Origin of the sequence: Micromonospora chersina (assembly GCF_900091475.1) — a bacterium.
In the GTDB taxonomy this organism is placed as follows: Bacteria; Actinomycetota; Actinomycetes; order Mycobacteriales; family Micromonosporaceae; genus Micromonospora; species Micromonospora chersina.
On sequence record NZ_FMIB01000002.1, the window covers coordinates 4,055,191 to 4,075,670 of the forward strand.

A 20,480-nucleotide genomic window follows, 5' to 3' on the forward strand; every position below is an offset into this window, starting at 1 on the left:
GCCGAGTCAGGCGGGGGCGAAGTAGCCCTGGCGCAGCACCGGCACCACGTCGGAGACGCCGACCTCGACGGCGACGTCCACGTCCCGGGCGAAGCCACCCTCGATGAGTTCCCGGCCGGAGACGCAGCCGCGGACCGCTGCCGGCACGTCGGGCGTGCTGGCCAGGGCGGCCAGGGCCATGGCCGCCTCCACGGAGAGCCCGCCGGGCACCCCGGACAGGGCGTCCAGCACGCTGGCCGCCCCGAGCTGGTCCTCCACGCCGGGGCGCAGCGACCCGTCCGGCCAGCGCTCACCGGCGGCCACCACGCCGATCGGGGCGTCGGTCGAGCCGTACCCCTGGGCGCGGAGCCAGCGCCCGACGGCGGGCGCGTTGCGCAGGCAGGCCGCGACCACCGGCACGCCCGTGGCGCTCGCGGCGGCGCTGATGGCCGAGCCGTTCGGGGACGGCAGCACCAGGTCGGCGACGACCGGCGCGGCCCGCAGCGCCGCCGGCGACAGCGACCACGGGTGTTCCGGGGTCGTCTTGCGGCGGCCGACAGCGGCGACGGCGCCGACCCGGCGGGCGTAGTCGGCGGCCTGCTCGCCCCACGGGAACGGGTGCACCCGCATGCCGCGGCTGACCGCCACCTCCACGGCGGTGGTGAACGAGAGCACGTCCACCACCACCAGAGCGGCGCAGACCCGGCCGAGCTCCGCGGCCCCGCTCAGCCCCCAGTCGAACCGGGCGCCGGCGCCGGGTTGGGCGAAGACGGCCAAGGCCAGCGCCTCAGCGCTGATCCGGCGCGGGGCGCTGGTCGTCGTCACCGGCAGCCGTCGCGGTGCCCTCCGGGCCGGACGCCGCCTCGGGAGCGTCGCCGGCACCGTCGGTCGCGGCGTCGGGGACCTCCGCCGGAGCCTCGTCGGCCGCAGCCTCGTCGGCCGGAGCCTCGTCCGTCGCCGTGCTGTCGGCCGCCGGAGCGTCCGCCACCGCCACGGGAGCGGCCGTCTCGGCCTCGGTCTCCGCGGGAGCGGAGCCGGCCCGCGCGATGGGCTCGGCGTCGACCTCGGCCGGGTCGACACCGACCGGCTGCTCGGCGGTGGCCGGCAGGACGGTGGTGGTCCCGGTGCGGGTGGCCTCCACCTCCACCTGCGCCGCCCCCGCGCCGCCGAAGAGGCGCGGCAGGGTGGCGGTGTGCGCCTCGCGCAGCTCGTCGAGGCCGATCCGGAACTGGCCGTGCACCTCCAGGGCGCCGCCGGCCGGGTCGGTGACCCCGATGAACTCCCACGGCACCCCGCGCTCGGCGCAGAGGGCGGTGAACGCCTTCTCGTGGCCGCGCGGCACCGACACCAGCACGCGGCCGGCGGACTCGCTGAACAGGAAGACGAACGGCATCGAGCCGCCGGCGAAGTGCTCCGGCAGCACGACCCGGGCGCCGACCCCGCGCCGCAGGCTGGACTCGACCAGGCTCTGGGCGAGACCACCGTCGGAGAGGTCGTGCGCGGAACTCAGGTGCCCGACCCGGGCCGCCTCGGCGAGCAGCTCGGCGAGCTGCCGCTCGCGGGCCAGGTCGACCTGCGGCGGGATGCCGCCCAGGTGCTCGTGGGTGACCCAGGCCCACTCCGAGCCGGAGAGCTCGACGTGCGTCTCACCGAGCAGGAAGAGCTGGTCGTGGTCACCGGCCGGCCGGGGCACGAAGCCCATCGGCACCCGGTCCGCCACGTTGTCCAGCACGCCCAGCACGCCGACCACGGGGGTCGGGTGGATGGCCGCCGCACCGGTCTGGTTGTAGAAGCTGACGTTGCCGCCGGTCACCGGGATGCCCAGCTCCAGGCAGCCGTCCGCCAGGCCGCGCACGGCCTCGGCGAACTGCCACATCACGCCCGGGTCCTCAGGCGAGCCGAAGTTGAGACAGTTGGTCACGGCGATCGGCTTCGCGCCGGTCACCGCCACGTTCCGGTACGCCTCGGCCAGCGCGAGCTTCGTCCCGTGGTACGGGTCGAGGCGCGCGTACCGGCCGTTGCCGTCGACGGAGAGGGCGACGCCGAGGCCGGTCCGCTCGTCGATCCGGATCACGCCGGAGTCCTCCGGCTGGGCGAGCACGGTGTTGCCCAGCACGTACCGGTCGTACTGCTCGGTGACCCAGGTCTTGTCGGCCAGGTTCGGCGAGCCGATCATGCGGAGCACGGTCTCGCGGAGCGCGTCCGGGTTGCTGGGCCGCGGCAGGGTCTCGGCCCGGTCGGCCTGGAGCAGGATCAGGTCGGCCGGCTCGCGCATCGGGCGGGCGTAGACCGGCCCGTCGTCGACGAGCGAGCCCGGCGGCACGTCCACCACGAGCTGGTCGCGCCAGGTGATGACCAGCCGGCCCGGCTGGCCGTCCGGCGACGGCGCGGTGACCTCGCCGATGGCGGTGGCCCAGACGCCCCACTTCTCGGCGGTCTTGAGCACCGCGTCCAGCTTGTCCGGCGAGACGACCAGCAGCATCCGCTCCTGGGACTCGCTGGCCAGGATCTCGTGCGGCTCCATCGAGGGCTCGCGGAGCGGCACCCGCTCCAGCCAGACCCGCATGCCGGTGCCGGCGGAGGCGGCGGTCTCGGTGAGCGCGCAGGTCAGGCCGGCGCCGCCGAGGTCCTGGATGCCGACGACCAGCTCGGCGTCGTACAGCTCCAGGCACGCCTCGATGAGCAGCTTCTCCATGAACGGGTCGCCCACCTGCACGGACGGGCGGCGCTGCTCGCTGCCCTCGTCGAAGGTGGCGCTGGCCAGCACCGACACGCCGCCGATGCCGTCCCGGCCGGTCTTCGCGCCCATCAGCACGACGATGTTGCCGGGGCCGGTGGCGTCCTTCTTCTGGAGCCGGTCGACCGGCAGCACGCCGAGGCAGAGCGCGTTGACCAGCGGGTTGCCCTGGTAGCAGGGGTCGAAGACCACCTCGCCGCCGATGTTGGGCAGGCCGAGGCAGTTGCCGTAGCCGCCGACGCCGGCCACCACGCCGGGCAGCACCCGGGCGGTGTCCGGGTGGTCGGCCGCGCCGAAGCGCAGCGGGTCCATGACGGCGACCGGGCGGGCGCCCATGGCGAGGATGTCCCGGACGATGCCGCCGACACCGGTCGCCGCGCCCTGGTACGGCTCGACGAAGCTCGGGTGGTTGTGCGACTCGACCTTGAAGGTCACCGCCAGCTCGTCGGAGACCTGGACCACGCCGGCGTTCTCGCCGATGCCGGCCAGCAGCCGGTCGCTCGGCGGCGCCTTCTCACCGAACTGGCGCAGGTGCACCTTGCTCGACTTGTAGGAGCAGTGCTCGCTCCACATGATCGAGTACATGGCCAGCTCGGACTGGGTGGGTCGGCGGCCGAGGATGTGCCGGATCCGGTCGTACTCGTCGTCGCGGAGGCCCAGCTCGGCGTACGGCTGGAGCTCCTCTGGGGTGCCGGCGGCCCGGGGCACGGTGTCCACGCCGGGCGCCCAGTCCTCGGACGGGCCGGCCTGCGGCACCACGCCCGGCGTCTCCCGCAGGGCCGGGTCCGGATGGGTGGTCATGACCTCTCCTCGCTGCGCTCGCCGCCGTGGCGGCGGGTGGGCCGACCGATGATCCCGACGGTCACGCCGGGGCCCCCACCAGGTGCTTCAGCACCGAGGTGAAGAAGCCGAGGCCGTCCAGGGAGGGGCCGGTGAGCGCCTCCACCGCGTGCTCGGGGTGCGGCATGATGCCGACGACGTTGCCGGCCTCGTTGGTGATCGCGGCGATGTCGCGCTGCGATCCGTTGGGGTTGCCGCCGACGTAGCGGGCGACGACGCGGCCCTCGGCCTCCAGCCGGTCCAGCGTCGCCGGGTCGGCGACGTAGCAGCCCTCGCCGTTCTTGACCGGGATGAGCACCTCCTGGCCGGGCTGGAACGCGTTGGTCCAGGCGGTGCCGACGGCCTCGATCCGGAGGACCTGGTCGCGGTTGCGGAAGTGCAGGTGCTGGTTGCGGGTGAGCGCGCCGGGCAGCAGGTGGGCCTCGCAGAGGATCTGGAAGCCGTTGCAGATGCCGAGCACCGGCAGGCCGCCGCGGGCGGCGTCGACGATCGTCCCCATCACGGGAGCGAACCGGGCGATCGCGCCGCAGCGCAGGTAGTCGCCGTAGGAGAAGCCACCAGGCAGGACGACGGCGTCGACGCCGTGCAGGTCCGGGTCGCCGTGCCAGAGCCGGACCGGTTCGGCGCCGGCGATCCGGACGGCCCGGGCGGCGTCGCCGTCGTCGAGCGAGCCGGGGAACGTCACCACACCGACCCGGGCGGTCACGAGCGCGCGTCCGCGGTCTCGTCGGCCTCGACCAGGTGGACGGTGAAGTCCTCGATGACCGGGTTGGCGAGCAGCTTGTCGGCGATCTCCCGGGCCCGGTCCAGGTCCGGTTCACCGGTGAACTCGATCTCGATCCGCCTGCCGATCCGGACCGAGGCGACGTCGCTGACGCCGAGCCGGGGCAGCGCGTTTGCGACGGCCTGGCCCTGAGGATCGAGGATCTCGGGCTTGAGCATGACGTCGACGACGACGCGAGGCACGGGGCACTCCTGACTGTGTACGCAGTTGGGTGCCGGCCCACAACGGGCGAGCGCAGCCAGCCTACCTGGCAGATACGGTCCCGCCCGCACCGGCCGGGGCCGGGTCAGGCAGTGATCGGCGTGACCGGCCACCGTGACGGAAGGCCGATGCGAGTTCGTTGCGGCGTCGATACGAATTTGTTGCCCGGCGCGACCGCCGGCTCGCGTCGACAGGCCCCTCACCAGGCATTTTGCCGTACGCCCCGGGCGGCGCGACCGGTTTCCGACAGACGGCGTCCCGGCCCCCGCACAGGCGGCCGCTCGATCCACCGATTTCGATCGGCCCCTTGTGACGAACATCAGCCGACCCTTAGCATTCATCGCCAAGCGTCGATGAGTTCATCGACCGGCCCACCGGGTCCACCCCGCCCCGGTCGGGTCACCCCGGCCCGGCGACCCCGGGCGTTCCCTCCGCAGAAGGAGTCCCCGACATGCGCCTCCGTCCCCTGCTCGCCGTGCTGACCACCGCCCTCGCCGGCGTGCTCGCCACCGCGTCCGGCGCCGCCGCCGCACCGGCCGGTCCGCAGCCGATCATCGGTGGCGGCACCGTCTCGTCCGCCCCGTGGGCCGCCGCGGTGTTCAGCAACGGCTCGTTCACCTGCTCCGGCAGCGTCATCGCCTCCCAGTGGGTGCTCACCGCCCGGCACTGCGTCAGCGGCTCGATGTCGGTCCGGGTCGGCAGCGTCTACTACGCCTCCGGCGGGGTCACCCGCACCGTCAGCGCCTCCTACACCCGCTACGACCTGGCCCTGCTGCGCCTGTCCAGCGCGGTCAGCACCTCCACGGTGACGCTGGCGAGCAGCAACCCGCCGGTCGGCTCGACCAACTCGATCTACGGCTGGGGCATGACCTGCTACAGCGGCTGCGGCGCGTCGCCCCAGCTCAAGACCGCCAGCGTGCAGGTGACCAGCACCAACGCCACCGACGCGTACGGCGGCCAGGCGATCCGCAGCACCCGGATCAACGGCAACGCCTGGCGGGGCGACTCGGGCGGCCCGCAGTTCTACAACGGCCGCCAGGTCGGCGTCGCCTCCACGGCCGACGGCTACAGCATCCAGAACTACGGCAGTGTCGCGTACAACCGGTCCTGGATCACCTCGGTGGCCGGTGTCTGACGGTTAGCGCCGGTGCGGCGCGGATGGGCCGGTGGCACCCCGCCCGTCCGCGCCGCGCCGTTTTGCAGCATCCGATCAGGTGAACACGGCTCACGAACGGGCCGCCCCGCGGCTGACAGCATCGGAACCGTGCTGGTCGTGACGACGGATCAACTGCCCGGCTACGAGATCCGCCAGATCCTCGGCGAAGTGGTCTCCTCGATGGCGAGGACGCGCAACCCCTACCGCGAGGGGGTGAAGAACCTGCGCGGTGGCGCCTACGACCCGATGGCGCCGGACAACCTCACCCGCTGGCGTACCGACTCGGTGGCCCGGCTCGGCGAGGAGGCCATGCGGCTCGGCGCGAACGCCGTGATCGGCATGCGCTTCGACAGCCGGGACTGCGGCGAGATGTGGATGGAGATCTGCGCGTACGGGACAGCGGTGATCGTCGTACCCAAGACGCCCGACGTCATGCCGCCGGACCAGCCGATGATCGCGGCCGAGACCGCCCACGAGCCGGAGATCGCCACCGCGCCCGGCGGCATCGCCGAACCGGCCAGCGCCCCCAACCTCAGGACCGCCGGCGAAACCCCCACCCCCGGCTCCTGACCGTGGTCAGAGGATGGGCGGGGGCGAGTAGGCGGCGGCCTCGGGGTGGGCTTCGACAATCCTGGTGATGCGGGCCGTCACCCGGTCGACCTGGGCTCCGGCGGCACCCACGAAGGCGTTGCGGTCGGCGACCAGGGCGTCGATCTCCGCCCGGGTCAGGCCGAGCCGGCCGTCGGCGGCGAGGCGGTCGAAGAGGTCGTTCTCGGCGGCGCCCTTCTCCCGCATGGCCAGCGCCACAGCGACCGCGTGCTCCTTGATCACCTCGTGCGCGACCTCCCGGCCGACGCCGCGGCGGACCGCCGCGACCAGGATCTTGGTGGTGGCCAGGAAGGGCAGGAAGCGCTCCAGCTCCCGGTTGATCACCGCCGGGTACGGGCCGAACTCGTCGAGCACGGTGAGGAACGTCTGGAACAGCCCGTCGGCGGCGAAGAAGGCGTCCGGCAGGGCCACCCGGCGGACCACCGAGCAGGAGACGTCGCCCTCGTTCCACTGGTCGCCGGCCAGCTCGCCGACCATCGACAGGTAGCCCCGGATGATGACGGCGAAGCCGTTCACCCGCTCCGACGAGCGGGTGTTCATCTTGTGCGGCATCGCGCTGGAGCCCACCTGGCCGGGCTTGAAGCCCTCGGTGACCAGCTCCTGCCCCACCATCAGCCGGATGGTGGTGGCCAGCGACGACGGCGCTGCCGCGACCTGGGCCAGCGCGGAAAGCACGTCGAAGTCCAGCGACCGCGGGTAGACCTGACCGACGCTGTCCAGCACCCGCGCGAAGCCCAGGTGCCCGGCGACCCGGCGCTCCAGCTCGGCCACCTTGTCGGCGTCGCCGTCGAAGAGGTCGAGCTGGTCGGCGGCGGTGCCCACCGGCCCCTTGACGCCGCGCAGCGGGTAGCGCTCGATCAGGTCCGTCAACCGCTCGTACGCGATCAGCAGCTCCTCGGCCGCCGAGGCGAAGCGCTTGCCCAGCGTCGTGGCCTGCGCGGCGACGTTGTGCGACCGGCCGGTCATCACGAGGCCCGAATATTCGTGGGCGTGCCAGGCCAGCCGGGCCAGGGTGGCGACCACCCGGTCCCGGATCAGCTCCAGCGAGGCCCGGACCTGGAGCTGCTCGACGTTCTCGGTGAGGTCCCGGGAGGTCATCCCCTTGTGCACGTGCTCGTGGCCGGCGAGCGCGCTGAACTCCTCGATCCGGGCCTTCACGTCGTGCCGGGTGACCCGCTCGCGCTCGGCGATCGAGGCCAGGTCCACGTCGTCGACCACCCGCTCGTACGCCTCGACCACCCCGTCCGGCACCGGCACGCCGAGGTCCCGCTGGGCCTTCAGCACGGCGAGCCAGAGCCGCCGCTCCATGCGTACCTTCTCCTCCGGCGACCAGAGGGCGACCAGCTCGGGCGAGGCGTACCGGTTGGCGAGCACGTTCGGGATCGTCACGGTCCCATTCTTTCGCACCCGCCGACCAGGGCTCCGGTCGCCCCGAGCCCGGCCCTCATCAGGGCGGGGCGGGCCGGCCGGTGAGGGCGTGGTAGAGCCCGGCGCAGGCGTCCTCCTCGGTGTCGAAGCGCTGGCGGACGTCGTGCACCCCGCGCTCGTACAGGCCGATCTCCCAGCCACCGCCTGGTGCGTGGCGGAGGAACCAGAAGTCGGCCGGGACCGGCACGTGCTCGTGCACGCCCTCCAGCTCGAAGGCGTCCGGCGACAGTCCCGCCGCCAGCAGGGCCCCGCGTACCTGGTGCCGATCCACACCCGACCTCCTGTCCGTCGAACCGCCGGGCTGAGCGCGACCTGCGTACCCCTGACGGGCCGGGCAAACCACGCGACGGGAGTGGAACCGTCGCGCGCCGACGGACGCTCAGGTGCGACAGGTGCGGACGTCGGTCGATTCGGGGTCAGCGCTCCAGGATCGCCGTCACACCCTGGCCACCGGCCGCGCAGATGGAGATCAGGCCACGCCCGCTCCCCTTCTGGTCGAGCAGCTTGGCCAGGGTCGCCACGATCCGGCCGCCGGTGGCCGCGAACGGGTGCCCGGCGGCCAGCGAGGAGCCGTTGACGTTGAGCTTCTCCCGGTCGATCGAGCCGAGCGGCGCGTCCAGACCGAGGCGCTCCTTGCAGAACTCCGGCGACTCCCAGGCGGCCAGGGTGGCCAGCACCTGCGAGGCGAACGCCTCGTGGATCTCGTAGTAGTCGAAGTCCTGGAGGGTCAGCCCGGCGCGGGCCAGCATCCGGGGCACCGCGTACGCGGGGGCCATGAGCAGCCCCTCGTCGCCGTGCACGAAGTCGACCGCCGCCGTCTCCGACCAGGAGAACCAGGCAAGCACCGGCAGGTGGTGCTCGCGCGCCCACTCCTCCGAGGCCAGCAGCACTGTCGACGCGCCGTCGGTGAGCGGGGAGGAGTTGCCGGCCGTCATGGTGGCCTGCGCGGCGTCCGGCCCCTTGGTGCCGAAGACCGGCTTGAGCGAGCCGAGCTTCTCCAGGCTGGTGTCCGGGCGGAGGTTCTGGTCACGGGTGAGCCCCAGGTAAGGGGTCATCAGGTCGTCGAAGAACCCCTTCTCGTACGCGGCGGCGAGCCGCTGGTGCGAGCGGAGCGCCAACTCGTCCTGGGCTTGCCGGTCGACGTTCCAGCGCAGTGCCGTCTTCGCGGCGTGGTCGCCCATCGACAGCCCGGTACGCGGCTCGGCGTTGCGCGGAATCTCCGGCTTGAACGGCTGGAGCGGGCGGAGCTTCGCGGCGACCTTCAGGCGCTCGCCGAGCGTGCGGGCGGAGTTGAGCTGGATCAGGGTGCGGCGCAGGTCCTCGTTGACGGCCAGCGGCGCGTCGGAGGTGGTGTCGACGCCGCCGGCGATGCCGACCTCGATCTGCCCGAGCGCGATCTTGTTGGCGACCAGGATGGCGGCCTCCAGCCCGGTGCCGCAGGCCTGCTGGATGTCGTACGCCGGGGTGTGCGGGTCGAGGCGCGAGCCGAGCACGACCTCGCGGGTGAGGTTGAAGTCCCGGGAGTGCTTCAGCACGGCGCCGGCCACCACCTCGCCGACCCGCTGCCCGGCCAGCCCGAACCGGGCGACGAGCCCGTCCAGCGCCGCGCCGAGCATGTCCGCGTTGGACGCGTGCGCGTAGCGCGAGTTGGACCGGGCGAAGGGGATGCGGTTGCCGCCGATCACCGCGACCCGCCGGACACTCTGCACGATCGGCCTCCTCGAAGCTGTTGCCCGAACCCTACTCGCCAGTAGGCTACGCCTATGACCGACAGGTACGCGAGCTTCGTCCAAACGGGGGCCGGCCGCACGCTGGTCAAGCGCCTCGGGCTGCCCGACCCGCCTCGCCTGCGCCGGCACACGCCGGGCGACCCGCTGGTTCCCGGGCCGGTCCTGCTCGGCTCCTCGACCGGCGGCCGGCTCGCCGAGCCGGTGGGCAAGGTCCTGACCGCCGCCGGGGTCGAGCTGGTCGACCCGGCCGCCGCCACCGACGCCACCGCCCGCTTCGCGGCCCTGGTGTACGACGCCACCGGCATCACGGACTCCACCGAGCTGCGCCAGCTCTACGACTTCTTCCACCCCCAGGCCCGGGCGCTGCTGCCCAGCGGCCGGGTGATCGTGCTGGGCACCCCGCCGGCCGAGTGCGGCTCGCCCCGCGAGGCGACCGCCCAGCGCGCACTGGAGGGGCTGACCCGCAGCATCGGCAAGGAGTTCGGCCGGGGCGTGACCGCCCAGCTCGTGTACGTCACGAAGGACGGCGACGCGGGCACCCCGGTCAGCCTGGAGTCCACCCTGCGCTTCCTCCTCAGCGGCCGGTCCGCGTACGTCTCGGGTCAGGTGATCCGGGTCGGCGCGGGGACCGCCACCGCGCCGGCCGACTGGGACCGGCCGCTGGACGGTCAGGTCGTCCTGGTCACCGGGGCGGCCCGCGGCATCGGCGCGGCGCTGGCCCGGGTGCTCGCCCGGGACGGCGCCACTGTCGTCGCGCTGGACATCCCGGCCGCCGGGGACGAGCTGGCCGCGGTCGCCAACGAGGTGGGCGGCAGCGCCGTGCAGCTCGACCTGACCGCGCCGGACGCCCCGACCCGCCTGGCCCAGCACCTCGCGAGCCGGCACGGCCGGGTCGACGTGGTGGTGCACAACGCCGGCATCACCCGGGACAAGACGCTGGGCCGGATGGACGCCGACCGCTGGGACTCGGTGATCGACGTGAACCTCTCCAGCCAGGAGCGGATCAACGACGTGCTGCTGGAGCGCGACCTGATCCCGGCCGGCGGCCGGATCGTCTCGGTCTCCTCGATCGCGGGCATCGCCGGCAACCGGGGCCAGACCAACTACGCGACAAGCAAGGCCGGGGTGATCGGCCTGGTCGACTCCCTCTCCCCGGTGCTGCGCGAGCGGGGCATCAGCCTCAACGCGGTCGCGCCCGGCTTCATCGAGACCCGGCTGACCGCCCGGATCCCGCTGATGATCCGCGAGGCGGGCCGGCGGATGAACAGCATGGCCCAGGGCGGCCTGCCGGTGGACGTGGCCGAGACGATCGGCTGGCTGTCCTGGCCGGCGAGCGGCGCGGTCAGCGGCAACGTGGTCCGCGTCTGCGGCCAGAGCCTGCTGGGGGCGTGATGGCGCGGCGGAAGCAGCGGCCGGAGGAGCCGGCCGAGGAGCTGTCGGTGCACGAGCTGATCGAGGGCCCGACCCAGGACCTCACCTCGGCCCGGGCGGCACTCGCGGCGCGCGGTGCCCCGGAGCCGCCGGTCGAGGCGACCCAGGACCTGTCCGCGCTGGCCGGGGACCGCACGCAGGACCTGTCCGCGCTGGCTGACGATCTCACCCAGGATGCGCCGGCCGGCGACCGCACCCGGGACCTGTCCGGCGCCGCCGCGGCGGTCGCGGCGGGCGGGGCGGCCACGCTTACCGCACCGGAGCGCACCGGGCCGGAGGGTCGCCTGCGCATCGACCTGCCCCGGCTGCCCGCGCCGGGGGCGCTCTACCGGCGGGCCCTGCTGGGCGCGCTGCCCGGCATGGGTGGCCGGCGGCGGCCGGACGTGCCGGCCGTGGAACTGGGCGTCACCGGGGTGCCGGTCGACCCGGCGCACCTGGCCGACTACGACCGGGTCTGCGGGTTCCGGCTGGCTGACCGGCTGCCGGCGACGTACCTGCACGTGCTGGGCTTTCCGCTCTCGCTGCGGCTGATGACCGCGCCGGAGTTCCCCATCCCGCTGACCGGCGTGGTGCACGTGGCGAACCGGATCACCGTGCACCGGCCGGTCGAGGTGGGCGAGACGGTGGACTTCCGCACGTACGCCGAGAACCTGCGCCCGCACGAGCGGGGCCGGCAGCTCGACGTGGTGCTTGTCGGCTCGGTCGGCGGCGAGGAGGTCTGGCGGGGCGTCTCGACGTACCTCGGGAAGGAGCGCGGGGCGGGCGGCGGCCCGCGGCCGGACCGGGGTGACCGCCCGACCCCGCCGGCCGCCTCGGCCCAGTGGCGGGTGACCCCGCGGGTGGGGACGGACTACGCCCGGGTCTCCGGCGACCACAACCCGATCCACACCTCGAAGCTGGGCGCGCGGCTGTTCGGCTTCCCGCGCCCGATCGCCCACGGCATGTGGAGCAAGGCCCGCTGCCTGGCGGCGCTGGAGAGCCGGCTGCCGGAGGCGTACACGGTGGAGGTGGCGTTCAAGCTGCCGGTGCCGTTGCCGTCCACGGTGGCCTTCAGCGCCTCCGGCGCCGGCGGGGGCTGGGACTTCGCGCTGCACGACGCGCGGCAGGGGCGGCCGCACCTGGTGGGCACCGTCCGCTGAGGAAAGAGGGGGCTTGGCGTTCCCTCTTTCGTGCGCTAAGTTGTTCTCAGGTTGAGTTGTTCTCAGGATGAGAGAGACGAGGCGACGTGAACGAGCAGGACTTCCTCGCCGCGTACGACCCCCGGGACTACCCGGCGGTGGCAGTCACCGTCGACGTGGTGGCGCTGACCATCCGCGAGGGCGCGCTGCACCTGCTGCTGATCCGCCGGGCCGCCCCGCCCTACGCGGGGCACTGGGCGCTGCCCGGCGGTTTCGTCCGCCCCGACGAGGACCTGGCCGCCGGCGCCCGGCGCGAGCTGGCCGAGGAGACCGGCCTCGGCGGCGAGCGGCTGCGTCGGGTCCACCTGGAGCAGCTCGCCACCTACGGCGCGCCCGACCGCGACCCCCGGATGCGCGTCGTCTCGGTCGCCCACCTGGCCTTCGCCCCCGACCTGCCCGACCCGGTGGCCGACACCGACGCCGACGACGCGATCTGGCTGCCGGTCACCGCCCTGACCACCCGGCAGCTCGCCTTCGACCACGGCCGGATCATCGACGACGGGTTGGAGCGGGCCCGGTCCAAACTGGAGTACACCCCGCTGGCCACCCGCTTCCTGGAGCCCGAGTTCACCATCACCGAGTTGCGGGCCGTCTACGAGACGGTGTGGGGGCACCCGCTGCACGCCGGCAACTTCCACCGCAAGGTGCTCTCGGTGCCCGGCTTCGTGGAGAGCACCGGCGCCAGCACCGAGCGCGGCGGCGCGCGCGGCGGCCCCCGGGCCAAGCTCTACCGGGCCGGCGACGCCAGGCTGCTCCACCCAGCGCTGCTGCGCCCCGCCCGGGAGGAGACGGTGCGGTGAGGACCGAGGACGCCATCCGGCTGGTCGCCACGGCGCGCGGCGACGCCGACCTGTTCGGCACCGCCGCGCCGGCCCGCCGCTACCGCGAGCTGGTCACGGCGCTGCACCCCGACCGGCTCGGCGCGGTCGACCCGGGGGTACGCGCCGCCGCCACCGACGCGCTCATGGCGGTGACCGCCCGCTGGCGGGGCGGCCGCGCGGCCGAACTCGGCGACTACGTGTTGCGCCGGATCGCGTACGTCGGGGACCTGGCCGACCTCTACGACGTCGGGCGGGACCGGCTGCTCAAGCTGCCCCGGAACCCGGTCGACAACGACCTGATGGCCCGCGAGGCGCGCGCCCTGCGGCGGATCGCCGAGCGGGGCGACCCGCGCCGCCTGCCGTACGTGCCCCGGCTCGTCGACCACCTGCCCGCCCGCGACCCCGCGACCGGCGCGGAACGGCTGGTCAACGTGGTGGCCGCGGCACCCGGGCTGCACAGCCTCGACGAGGTGCGCCGGGCGTACCCGGACGGGCTGGACCCGCGCGACGCGGCCTGGATGTGGCGGCGGCTGCTGGTCGCCCTCGGCCTGGCCCACCGGGCCGGGGTGGTGCACGGCGCGGTGCTCCCCCGGCACGTGCTCATCGAGCCGGACGCGCACGGCGTGGTGCTGGTCGACTGGTGCTTCTCCGCCGAACCCGGCGCGACCGTCCCGGCGCTGGTCCCCGGCCACGAGGACTGGTACCCGGCCGAGGTGACCGCCCGGCGGCCCGCCGGCCCGGGCACCGACCTGGCCATGGCCGCCCACTGCATGACCTGGCTCATGGCCGACCGCGCCCCGCGCGAGCTGCGCGCCTTCGCGGCCGGCTGCACGCGCCCGAAGCTGGCCGCCCGCCCCGACGACGCCTGGCGGCTGCTCGGCGAACTCGACGAGGTGCTGGACCGCCTCTTCGGCCCCCGCACCTTCCGCCCCTTCACCCTCAATCCCTAGGGAGGCTGCCATGGGCAGCGGAATCTGGTCCACCGACGTGTACGACGCCGCCGACCGCTACCGGCGGGCCACCGGCGCGAGCGCGTTCTCGTACAGCGACAGCGGGGCGCGGACCGTGCACCCCGCGCTCGACCCTCGCGGCGCCGTCCGGGAGAGCCGCGACTCGGCCGAGCACCCGCGGTCGACGCCCATCGCGGTGCTCTTCGACGTGACCGGCTCGATGGGCCACGTGCCCCGGGTGCTCCAGAGCAAGCTGCCACAGCTGCTCGGCCTGCTGCTCCGCCAGGGGTACGCCCCCGACCCGCAGATCATGTTCGGCGCCATCGGCGACGCCACCTGCGACCGGGTGCCGTTGCAGGTCGGCCAGTTCGAGTCCGACAACCGGATGGACGACGACCTCGGCCGGATCGTGCTGGAGGGCGGCGGTGGCGGCCAGATGACCGAGTCGTACGAGCTGGCGATGTACTTCATGGCCCGGCACACGGTCACCGACAGCTGGACGAAGCGGGGCCGGCGCGGCTACCTGTTCATCATCGGCGACGAGCTGGCGTACCCCCGGGTGGACCGGCGGCAGGTGGCCCGGCTCGTCGGCGACGACCTGCGCGAGGACGTGCCGCTGCGGCAGATCGTCGACGAGGTGACCCGGCGCTGGGACACCTACTACCTCCTCCCGGCCGGCAGCGCGTACGCGGGCAGCCGCAAGGTGCTCGACTTCTGGCGCGACCTGCTCGGCCAGCACGCCGTCGAGCTGGACGACCTGGACGCGGTCTGCGAGACCATCGCGCTCACCGTCGGCCTCGGCGAGCAGGCCATCGACCTGGACGCCGGCCTACGTGACCTGGACCGGGCCGGGTCGACGGCGGGCCGGACCGTCTCCCGGGCGCTCGCCCGGCTGGACGGCGGCCAGCGTTCGGTGGCCACGCTGCCGTTCGCCCCCAGTGACGGAAGCGGGGTCACCCGGCTGTGAACCACGTGATGGTGGTCGACCTCGGCTACGGCGACGCCGGCAAGGGCACCGTCGTCGACTGGCTCTGCGCGAGCCGGCCCGTGCACACGGTCGTCCGGTTCAACGGGGGCGCGCAGGCGGCGCACAACGTCGTGCTGCGCGACGGGCGACACCACACGTTCGCGCAGTTCGGGTCCGGGACGTTCCGCCCCGGGGTCCGTACGCACCTGTCGCGGCACGTCGTGGTGGACCCGCTGGCGCTGGCTGCCGAGGCCGACCACCTCACGGCGGTCGGGGTGTTCGACGCGCTCGACCGGCTGACCGTGGACGGGGAGGCGCTGCTGGCCACCCCGTACCACCGGGCCGCCAACCGGGCGCGGGAGATCGCCCGGGGAGCCGACCGGCACGGCTCCTGCGGGCTGGGGGTGGGCGAGGCGGTCGCGTACGGCCTCGCCCACCCCGACGAGGCGCCCCGGGTGGCGGACTGCGCCCACCCGGCGGTGCTGCGCCGCCGGCTCACCGCGCTGCGGGACCGGCTCACCGCCGAACTCGGCCCGCTGGACGCCCCGCCGGTCGAGGACTGCCTGCCCGCGTACGCGGCCTTCGCCGACCGGGTGGCGATCGTCGACCGGGCGTACCTGGCGGGCGTGCTGCGGGCGGGGACCTGCGTGTTCGAGGGGGCCCAGGGGGTGCTGCTGGACGAGTGGCACGGCTTCCACCCGTACACCACGTGGAGCACCACCACCTTCGCCAACGCGGAGGCGCTGCTGGCCGAGGCCGGGCTGGCCGGCAGCGCGCAGCGGCTCGGCGTGCTGCGGGTGACCACGACCCGGCACGGTCCCGGGCCGCTGGTCACCGAGGACCCGGCGCTGCCCTTCGCCGACCCGCGCAACCCGACGAACCCCTGGCAGGGTCGGTTCCGGTTCGGCCACTTCGACGCGGTCGCCCACCGCTACGCCCTGGCCGCCGCGGGCGGGGTGGACGGGCTGGCCCTGACCCACCTGGACCTGGCCGGCCCGGCCCTGCGCATCTGCCGCCGCTACGACACCGTCGACCGGCTCGCCCCCGGCCCGGCCGGCGACCTGGACCGCCAGGCGGCGCTCACCGCCCGGCTGCTCCGGGCCCGCCCGATCCTGGACGAGGCGCCCACCGACTGGCCGGCGGCGGTCGCGGCCGAGCTGGGCACGCCCGTGCTGCTCACCTCGCACGGCCCGACCGCCGAGGACAAGGTGCCCGCCCTCGCTGGGGCCGTTTCCACTCCCCGCTGACATCCCACCACCGAGCATGGGGGCATGGGGGACGTGGTCGACCTGCTGCACCAGACGGTGACCTCGCCGTGGGTGTACCTGGTGATCATCGCGGTCACCGCTGTCGACGCGTTCTTCCCCGCGGTGCCCGGCGAGACCGTGGCGATCACCGCCGGGGTCTTCGCGGCCGGCGGGGAGCCGCACCTGGTCGGGGTGATCGTGGCCGCCGCGTTCGGCGCGCTCGTCGGCGACCACGTCTCGTACGCCATCGGGCGCGGCGGGGGCGCGCACCGGCTGGCCCGGCTGCCCGCCGACAGCCGGCGCCGGGCGGGTTCCGAGTGGGCCCGGCGGGCGGTCGACCGGCGCGGCGGCATCATCCTGACCACCGCCCGGTACGTGCCCGGCGGGCGGACCGCCGTCACCCTGACCATGGGCGCGGTCCGCTACCCGCTCCGCTCCTTCTTCATGTACGACGCGCTGGCCTGCGTGACGTGGGGCGTCTACTGCGGCCTGCTCGGCTACTTCGGCGGGCTGGCCTTCGAGCACAACCCGATCCAGGGCCTTCTCGCCGGCGTCGGCATCTCGGTGGCGGTCACCGGCCTGTTCGAGGCCGCCCGCTGGGCCCGCCGCCGCGCCCGCGCCCGCGCCACCGCACGCCGCTGACCGGAGCTCTCACTCCTCCAGCAGGTCGGCGTCGTGGACCAGGATGGCGAGCTGGACCCGGTTGGCCACGCCGAGCTTGGCCAGCGCGCGGCTGACGTGCGTCTTCACGGTCGCCTCGCTCGCGCCGACCCGGCGGGCCACGTCGGCGTTCGCGTCGCCCCGGGCCACCTCCCGGACGATCGCCGCCTCCCGGTCGGTGAGCCGGGCCAGCCGCTGCCGGGCGGCCTCCCGCCGGGCCGGACCGCGTTCGGCGAACGAGCTGATCAACCGCCGGGTCACCGTCGGGGCGAGCATGGCGTTGCCGGCCGCGACGGTCCGCACGGCTGCCGCGAGCTCCCGGGGCGGGGTGTCCTTGAGCAGGAAGCCGACCGCGCCGGCGCGCAGCGCGCCGTGCACGTACTCGTCCCGGTCGAAGGTGGTCAGCATGACGACCCGGGGGCCCGCGGCGACGATCCTCGGAGCGGCGGCCAGCCCGTCGGTGCCGGGCATGCGGACGTCGAGCAGCACCACGTCGGGCCGCAGCCGGACGGCGGCGGCCAGCGCCTCGTCGCCGTCGGCCGCCTCGCCGACCACCGCGATGTCCGGCGCGGCCTCCAGGATCAGCCGCAGGCCGGCGCGGACGAGCTGCTCGTCGTCGGCGATCAGGGTACGGATCATGGCAGCTCCTCGACCGGCACCAGCGCCCGTAGCAGGTATCCCCCGTCGGCGGTCGGACCCGCCGACAAGCGGCCGCCGGCCAGTTCGACCCGCTCGCGCAGCCCCACGAGGCCGAGCCCCGCGCCGGGCAGGGCGGGGCCGGGCCGGGTGGCCAGGCCGTTCAGGACGGCGACCTCGATCCCGTCGGGCAGGTGCCGCAGGCGCACGGTGACCGCCGCGTCCGGGGCGTGCTTGCGCACGTTCGTCAGCCCCTCCTGCACCACCCGGTGCACGGTCCGGGCCACCGCGCCCGGCACCGGCCCGGCCGTCCCCTCGTCCCGCCGGTCCACCCGGAGGCCGGCCGCGCGGGAGTCCGCCACGAGGTCGTCGACGGCGTCCAGCCCGGCGGCGGGCAGCGGGGTGCCGCCGCCGGCCGGCTGGCGCAGCACACCGAGCACCTCGCGCAGGTCGGTGAGGGCCGCCCGGCCGGTGGAGCGGATCAGGGCGGCCGCCTCGACGGTGGCCGTGTCGGCGGCGGTCACCTCCAGCGCCCCGGCGTGCACCACCATGAGCGAGACACGGTGCGCCACCACGTCGTGCATCTCCCGGGCGATCCGGGCCCGCTCCTCGGCGCGTACCCGGTCGGCCCGCGCCTCCTGCTCGCGTTCCAGCCGCTCGGCGCGGTCCCGGAGGGCGGCCAGGGTGTCCCGCCGCGCCTGGATCCACAGGCCGGCGAGCAGCGGGAACACCACCACCCAGGCGAAGAGCGCCGTGGCGTTGGCGCCGGTCGCGGTGGTCAGCCGGCGCTCGCCGCCGACCGCGACGCCGACCACCACCCCGACCAGGGCGACGAGTCCCGCGCCGAGCAGGTGACCGGTGAGCCGGCGACCGCGCAGCCCCACGCCGGCGCGCCACGAGGCCAGGACGGCGGCCGGCCAGGCGGCCAGGACGACCCAGCCGACCACCGCCGCGACGACCAGCGGCCAGCGGCGGGCCGCGACGGCGGCGGCGCCCGAGGCCAGCGCCACGGCCAGCACCAGCAGCCGGGGCAGCGGCGAGCGGACGCCCAGCGCGCCGGTCGCCGACGCCCAGGTGCCGGCCGCCACGAGCCCGGCGAGCAGGAGCGGCGTGTGCCGCTCGGCCCGCCGCAGCAGGGCGGCGCGGGTGGTCACCCGGCGAGCCTAGGCCGGGCGGGCGCGCGACGGGGCGTACCTCGGGGTGGTTTGGGGGCCGACCCCGACGGCCCGTCGGGGTACGACGCGACGAAAGTGACAGCCGCCGGCCGACCGACGGCAGATGGCGGGGACCGGGGGCGCGACAAGCATCGGGGCCATGGATTCGGTGCTCGACCTGCTCCACCAGACCATGTCCTCGCCCTGGGTCTACCTGGCGCTGTTCGCCATCGCGGTGGTCGACGGCTTCTTCCCGGTGGTGCCGAGCGAGACCGCCGTCATCACGGCCGGGGTGTTCGCCGCCACCGGCCAGCCGGACCTGCCACTGGTGGTCGGGGCGGCCGCACTCGGGGCGTTCGTCGGCGACCATGTCTCGTACGCGATCGGCCGGCACGGCGGCGGCCGGCTGCTGGCCCGGATTCCGGCGGCCGGCACGGCGACGGGTCGAACCGGTCGGGGCAGCCGGCGGCGGGCCGCGTTCGAGCGGGCCCGGCGCGGCATCGCGGCGCGCGGCGGCCTGATCCTGACGGTGGCCCGGTACGTCCCCGGTGGACGGACCGCGGTCACGCTGACCATGGGCGCGACCCGGTTTCCCCGGCGGCGGTTCCTGGCCTTCGACGCACTGGCGGCGCTCTCCTGGGGCATCTACTCCGCGCTGGTCGGCTACCTCGGCGGGCTCGCCTTCGAGCGGGACCCGGTGCGCGGGCTGCTGCTCGGGCTGGGCCTGGCGGTGGCCCTGACCGTGGTGGTGGAGGCGGTGCGCTGGGCGCGGGGCCGGCGCCGGCGGGGGGCGTGTGCCCGGCTCAGCCGGCCGGCGGATGCCAGGTGATCCCGCGCAGCAACTGGTCGGCGCCGAGCCAGGCCACGTTCATCATGCGGGTGGCGGTCTTCTCCGGGTCGGCCTCCGGGTGGTCGGCCAGCCAGTCGGCGAGCGACTCGGTGGCGCCGACCAGGGCGTACGCGACGACCTCCAGGTCGGTGGCCCGGACCTCGCGCCCCTTGGCGCGCAGCGCGTGGTCGAGCATCCCGGCGACCACCTCGACCAGCCGCCCGCGCATCGTGGCCAGCTCGGCGGCGAACGGCTGCTCGCCGCGGGCCTGCCGGTAGAGCACGGCCCAGCCGTCCCGGTGCGCGCCCACGAAGCCGAAGAAGGCGCGCAGCCCGCGCCAGAGCCGCTCGTCGGCGGGCAGGTCGGAGGCGGCCGCCCCGGCGATGGCCTCCATCATCCGGGTGCCCTCGCGGTGCAGGCAGGCGACGAAGAGCTCCTCCTTGGTGCCGAGGTACGCGTAGACCATCGGCTTGGAGATGCCGGCGTCGTCGGCGATCTCGTCCATACTGGCCGCGTGGAAGCCCCGGCGGGAGAAGACCTTTACCGCCGCGTCGAGCATCTGCTGCTCGCGCACGGCGCGGGGGAGGCGCTTGAAGGTCGGTGTGCTGGACACCCTTGCGAGCATACCTACTCGTGCGTAAGGTTACGCCCGAGTAACCAAAGTCGGCTCGCCCGAGAGGTGCATCCCCCATGAGTGACTTCGACCCGGCCAACTTCGCGAACGTCGGCCCGAAGGAGTTCGCGCAGCTGGTCAAGTCCACCCCCGACGACAAGCTCGCCGAGATCATGTCCGGCGACCTGCGCGGCAAGATCCTGAGCGAGGTCTTCAACCGGATGCCGAGCCTGTTCCGGGCCGACCGGGCGGGTTCCACCAACGCGGTCATCCACTGGAACATCACCGGCCGTCCCGACGGTGGCACCGACACCTACGAGATCGTCATCGAGAACGGCACCTGCACCGTCTCGGAGACCCCCACCCGGGACCCGAAGCTCAGCCTCACCATGGGCCCGGTCGAGTTCCTGAAGATCGTCTCCGGTGGTGGCAACCCGGTCATGATGTTCATGACCGGCAAGCTGAAGGCCAAGGGCGACCTGGGCCTCGCCGCCAACATCGCCAACCTGTTCGACATCCCCAAGGCCTGA

At 74.6% G+C, this 20,480-nt stretch carries 21 protein-coding genes; 11 read left to right on the plus strand and 10 right to left on the minus strand.

Annotated features, from left to right (window positions below; all coding sequences use genetic code 11):
* Positions 1-6 precede the first annotated feature (6 nt).
* From GA0070603_RS18840 to purS, 4 genes are all read right to left on the minus strand, one after another.
* Complete coding sequence (locus GA0070603_RS18840; RefSeq protein WP_091322088.1) at positions 7-756, minus strand: 2-phosphosulfolactate phosphatase; 750 nt, start codon at positions 754-756, stop codon at positions 7-9.
* Positions 757-766: 10 nt separating this feature from the next.
* A complete protein-coding gene (gene purL, locus GA0070603_RS18845) occupies positions 767-3,517 on the minus strand; it encodes a phosphoribosylformylglycinamidine synthase subunit PurL (protein WP_244282557.1) in 2,751 nt (916 codons plus the stop codon).
* Between the two features lie 61 nt (positions 3,518-3,578).
* Positions 3,579-4,262: a phosphoribosylformylglycinamidine synthase subunit PurQ gene (gene purQ / locus GA0070603_RS18850; protein WP_091315779.1), complete on the minus strand. Its 684-nt coding sequence runs from the start codon at positions 4,260-4,262 to the stop codon at positions 3,579-3,581.
* On the minus strand, positions 4,259-4,522 hold the full coding sequence (gene purS / locus GA0070603_RS18855) for a phosphoribosylformylglycinamidine synthase subunit PurS (protein WP_091315782.1): 264 nt from the start codon (positions 4,520-4,522) through the stop codon (positions 4,259-4,261). Before purS ends, purQ begins: the two co-directional genes overlap by 4 nt.
* Before the next feature lie 470 nt (positions 4,523-4,992).
* On the opposite strand from purS, the gene GA0070603_RS18860 reads away from it, so the two are divergent.
* Together GA0070603_RS18860 and GA0070603_RS18865 are read left to right on the plus strand one after the other, a co-directional pair.
* Complete coding sequence (locus GA0070603_RS18860) at positions 4,993-5,676, plus strand: S1 family peptidase (RefSeq protein ID WP_091315786.1); 684 nt, start codon at positions 4,993-4,995, stop codon at positions 5,674-5,676.
* A 129-nt stretch (positions 5,677-5,805) separates the two neighbouring features.
* Positions 5,806-6,267, plus strand: a complete 462-nt coding sequence (locus GA0070603_RS18865; protein ID WP_208862912.1) for a YbjQ family protein — start codon at positions 5,806-5,808, stop codon at positions 6,265-6,267.
* 6 nt (positions 6,268-6,273) lie between these two features.
* Here GA0070603_RS18865 and purB read toward each other — a convergent pair whose 3' ends face one another.
* The 3 genes from purB to GA0070603_RS18880 form a co-directional block, all read right to left on the minus strand.
* Positions 6,274-7,695, minus strand: coding sequence for an adenylosuccinate lyase (gene purB, locus GA0070603_RS18870; RefSeq protein WP_091315790.1), 1,422 nt, complete (start codon positions 7,693-7,695; stop codon positions 6,274-6,276).
* Positions 7,696-7,753: 58 nt separating this feature from the next.
* Complete coding sequence (locus tag GA0070603_RS18875; RefSeq protein ID WP_091315793.1) at positions 7,754-8,005, minus strand: hypothetical protein; 252 nt, start codon at positions 8,003-8,005, stop codon at positions 7,754-7,756.
* Between the two features lie 145 nt (positions 8,006-8,150).
* A complete protein-coding gene (locus GA0070603_RS18880) occupies positions 8,151-9,443 on the minus strand; it encodes an acetyl-CoA C-acetyltransferase (RefSeq protein WP_091315797.1) in 1,293 nt (430 codons plus the stop codon).
* A gap of 54 nt (positions 9,444-9,497) precedes the next feature.
* Here GA0070603_RS18880 and GA0070603_RS18885 point away from each other — a divergent pair, with 54 nt between their 5' ends.
* The 7 genes from GA0070603_RS18885 to GA0070603_RS18915 all read left to right on the plus strand — a co-directional run bounded on the left by GA0070603_RS18885 (position 9,498) and on the right by GA0070603_RS18915 (position 16,700).
* Positions 9,498-10,856, plus strand: coding sequence for a 3-oxoacyl-ACP reductase (locus GA0070603_RS18885; protein WP_091315800.1), 1,359 nt, complete (start codon positions 9,498-9,500; stop codon positions 10,854-10,856).
* A gap of 323 nt (positions 10,857-11,179) precedes the next feature.
* Positions 11,180-12,034 (plus strand): MaoC/PaaZ C-terminal domain-containing protein, encoded by an 855-nt coding sequence (locus tag GA0070603_RS18890; protein ID WP_244282731.1) that lies wholly within the window; start codon positions 11,180-11,182, stop codon positions 12,032-12,034.
* A gap of 86 nt (positions 12,035-12,120) precedes the next feature.
* The gene (locus GA0070603_RS18895) at positions 12,121-12,873 is read left to right on the plus strand and encodes an NUDIX hydrolase (RefSeq protein WP_091315803.1); all 753 of its coding nucleotides are present in this window, start codon (positions 12,121-12,123) and stop codon (positions 12,871-12,873) included.
* A complete protein-coding gene (locus GA0070603_RS18900) occupies positions 12,870-13,844 on the plus strand; it encodes a protein kinase family protein (protein WP_091315805.1) in 975 nt (324 codons plus the stop codon). The genes GA0070603_RS18895 and GA0070603_RS18900 overlap by 4 nt, the downstream gene beginning before the upstream one ends.
* A 10-nt stretch (positions 13,845-13,854) precedes the next feature.
* Entirely contained in the window at positions 13,855-14,811 is a 957-nt protein-coding gene (locus GA0070603_RS18905) for a hypothetical protein (protein WP_091315808.1), read from the plus strand.
* Entirely contained in the window at positions 14,808-16,058 is a 1,251-nt protein-coding gene (locus tag GA0070603_RS18910) for an adenylosuccinate synthetase (protein ID WP_091315810.1), read from the plus strand. The genes GA0070603_RS18905 and GA0070603_RS18910 overlap by 4 nt, the downstream gene beginning before the upstream one ends.
* Positions 16,059-16,082: 24 nt before the next feature.
* Entirely contained in the window at positions 16,083-16,700 is a 618-nt protein-coding gene (locus GA0070603_RS18915) for a DedA family protein (protein ID WP_091315813.1), read from the plus strand.
* 9 nt (positions 16,701-16,709) lie between these two features.
* Here GA0070603_RS18915 and GA0070603_RS18920 read toward each other — a convergent pair whose 3' ends face one another.
* A complete protein-coding gene (locus GA0070603_RS18920) occupies positions 16,710-17,357 on the minus strand; it encodes a response regulator (protein WP_091322094.1) in 648 nt (215 codons plus the stop codon).
* Complete coding sequence (locus tag GA0070603_RS18925) at positions 17,354-18,508, minus strand: sensor histidine kinase (protein ID WP_091315815.1); 1,155 nt, start codon at positions 18,506-18,508, stop codon at positions 17,354-17,356. Before GA0070603_RS18925 ends, GA0070603_RS18920 begins: the two co-directional genes overlap by 4 nt.
* Before the next feature lie 160 nt (positions 18,509-18,668).
* Here GA0070603_RS18925 and GA0070603_RS18930 point away from each other — a divergent pair, with 160 nt between their 5' ends.
* The gene (locus GA0070603_RS18930; RefSeq protein WP_091315818.1) at positions 18,669-19,337 is read left to right on the plus strand and encodes a DedA family protein; all 669 of its coding nucleotides are present in this window, start codon (positions 18,669-18,671) and stop codon (positions 19,335-19,337) included.
* On the opposite strand, the gene GA0070603_RS18935 is transcribed toward GA0070603_RS18930, so the two are convergent.
* Complete coding sequence (locus GA0070603_RS18935) at positions 19,312-19,950, minus strand: TetR/AcrR family transcriptional regulator (RefSeq protein WP_189193466.1); 639 nt, start codon at positions 19,948-19,950, stop codon at positions 19,312-19,314. The genes GA0070603_RS18930 and GA0070603_RS18935 overlap by 26 nt on opposite strands.
* Before the next feature lie 77 nt (positions 19,951-20,027).
* On the opposite strand from GA0070603_RS18935, the gene GA0070603_RS18940 reads away from it, so the two are divergent.
* Positions 20,028-20,480 carry an SCP2 sterol-binding domain-containing protein gene (locus GA0070603_RS18940; RefSeq protein ID WP_091315823.1) on the plus strand — a complete coding sequence of 151 codons (453 nt, stop codon included), beginning with the start codon at positions 20,028-20,030 and terminating at the stop codon, positions 20,478-20,480.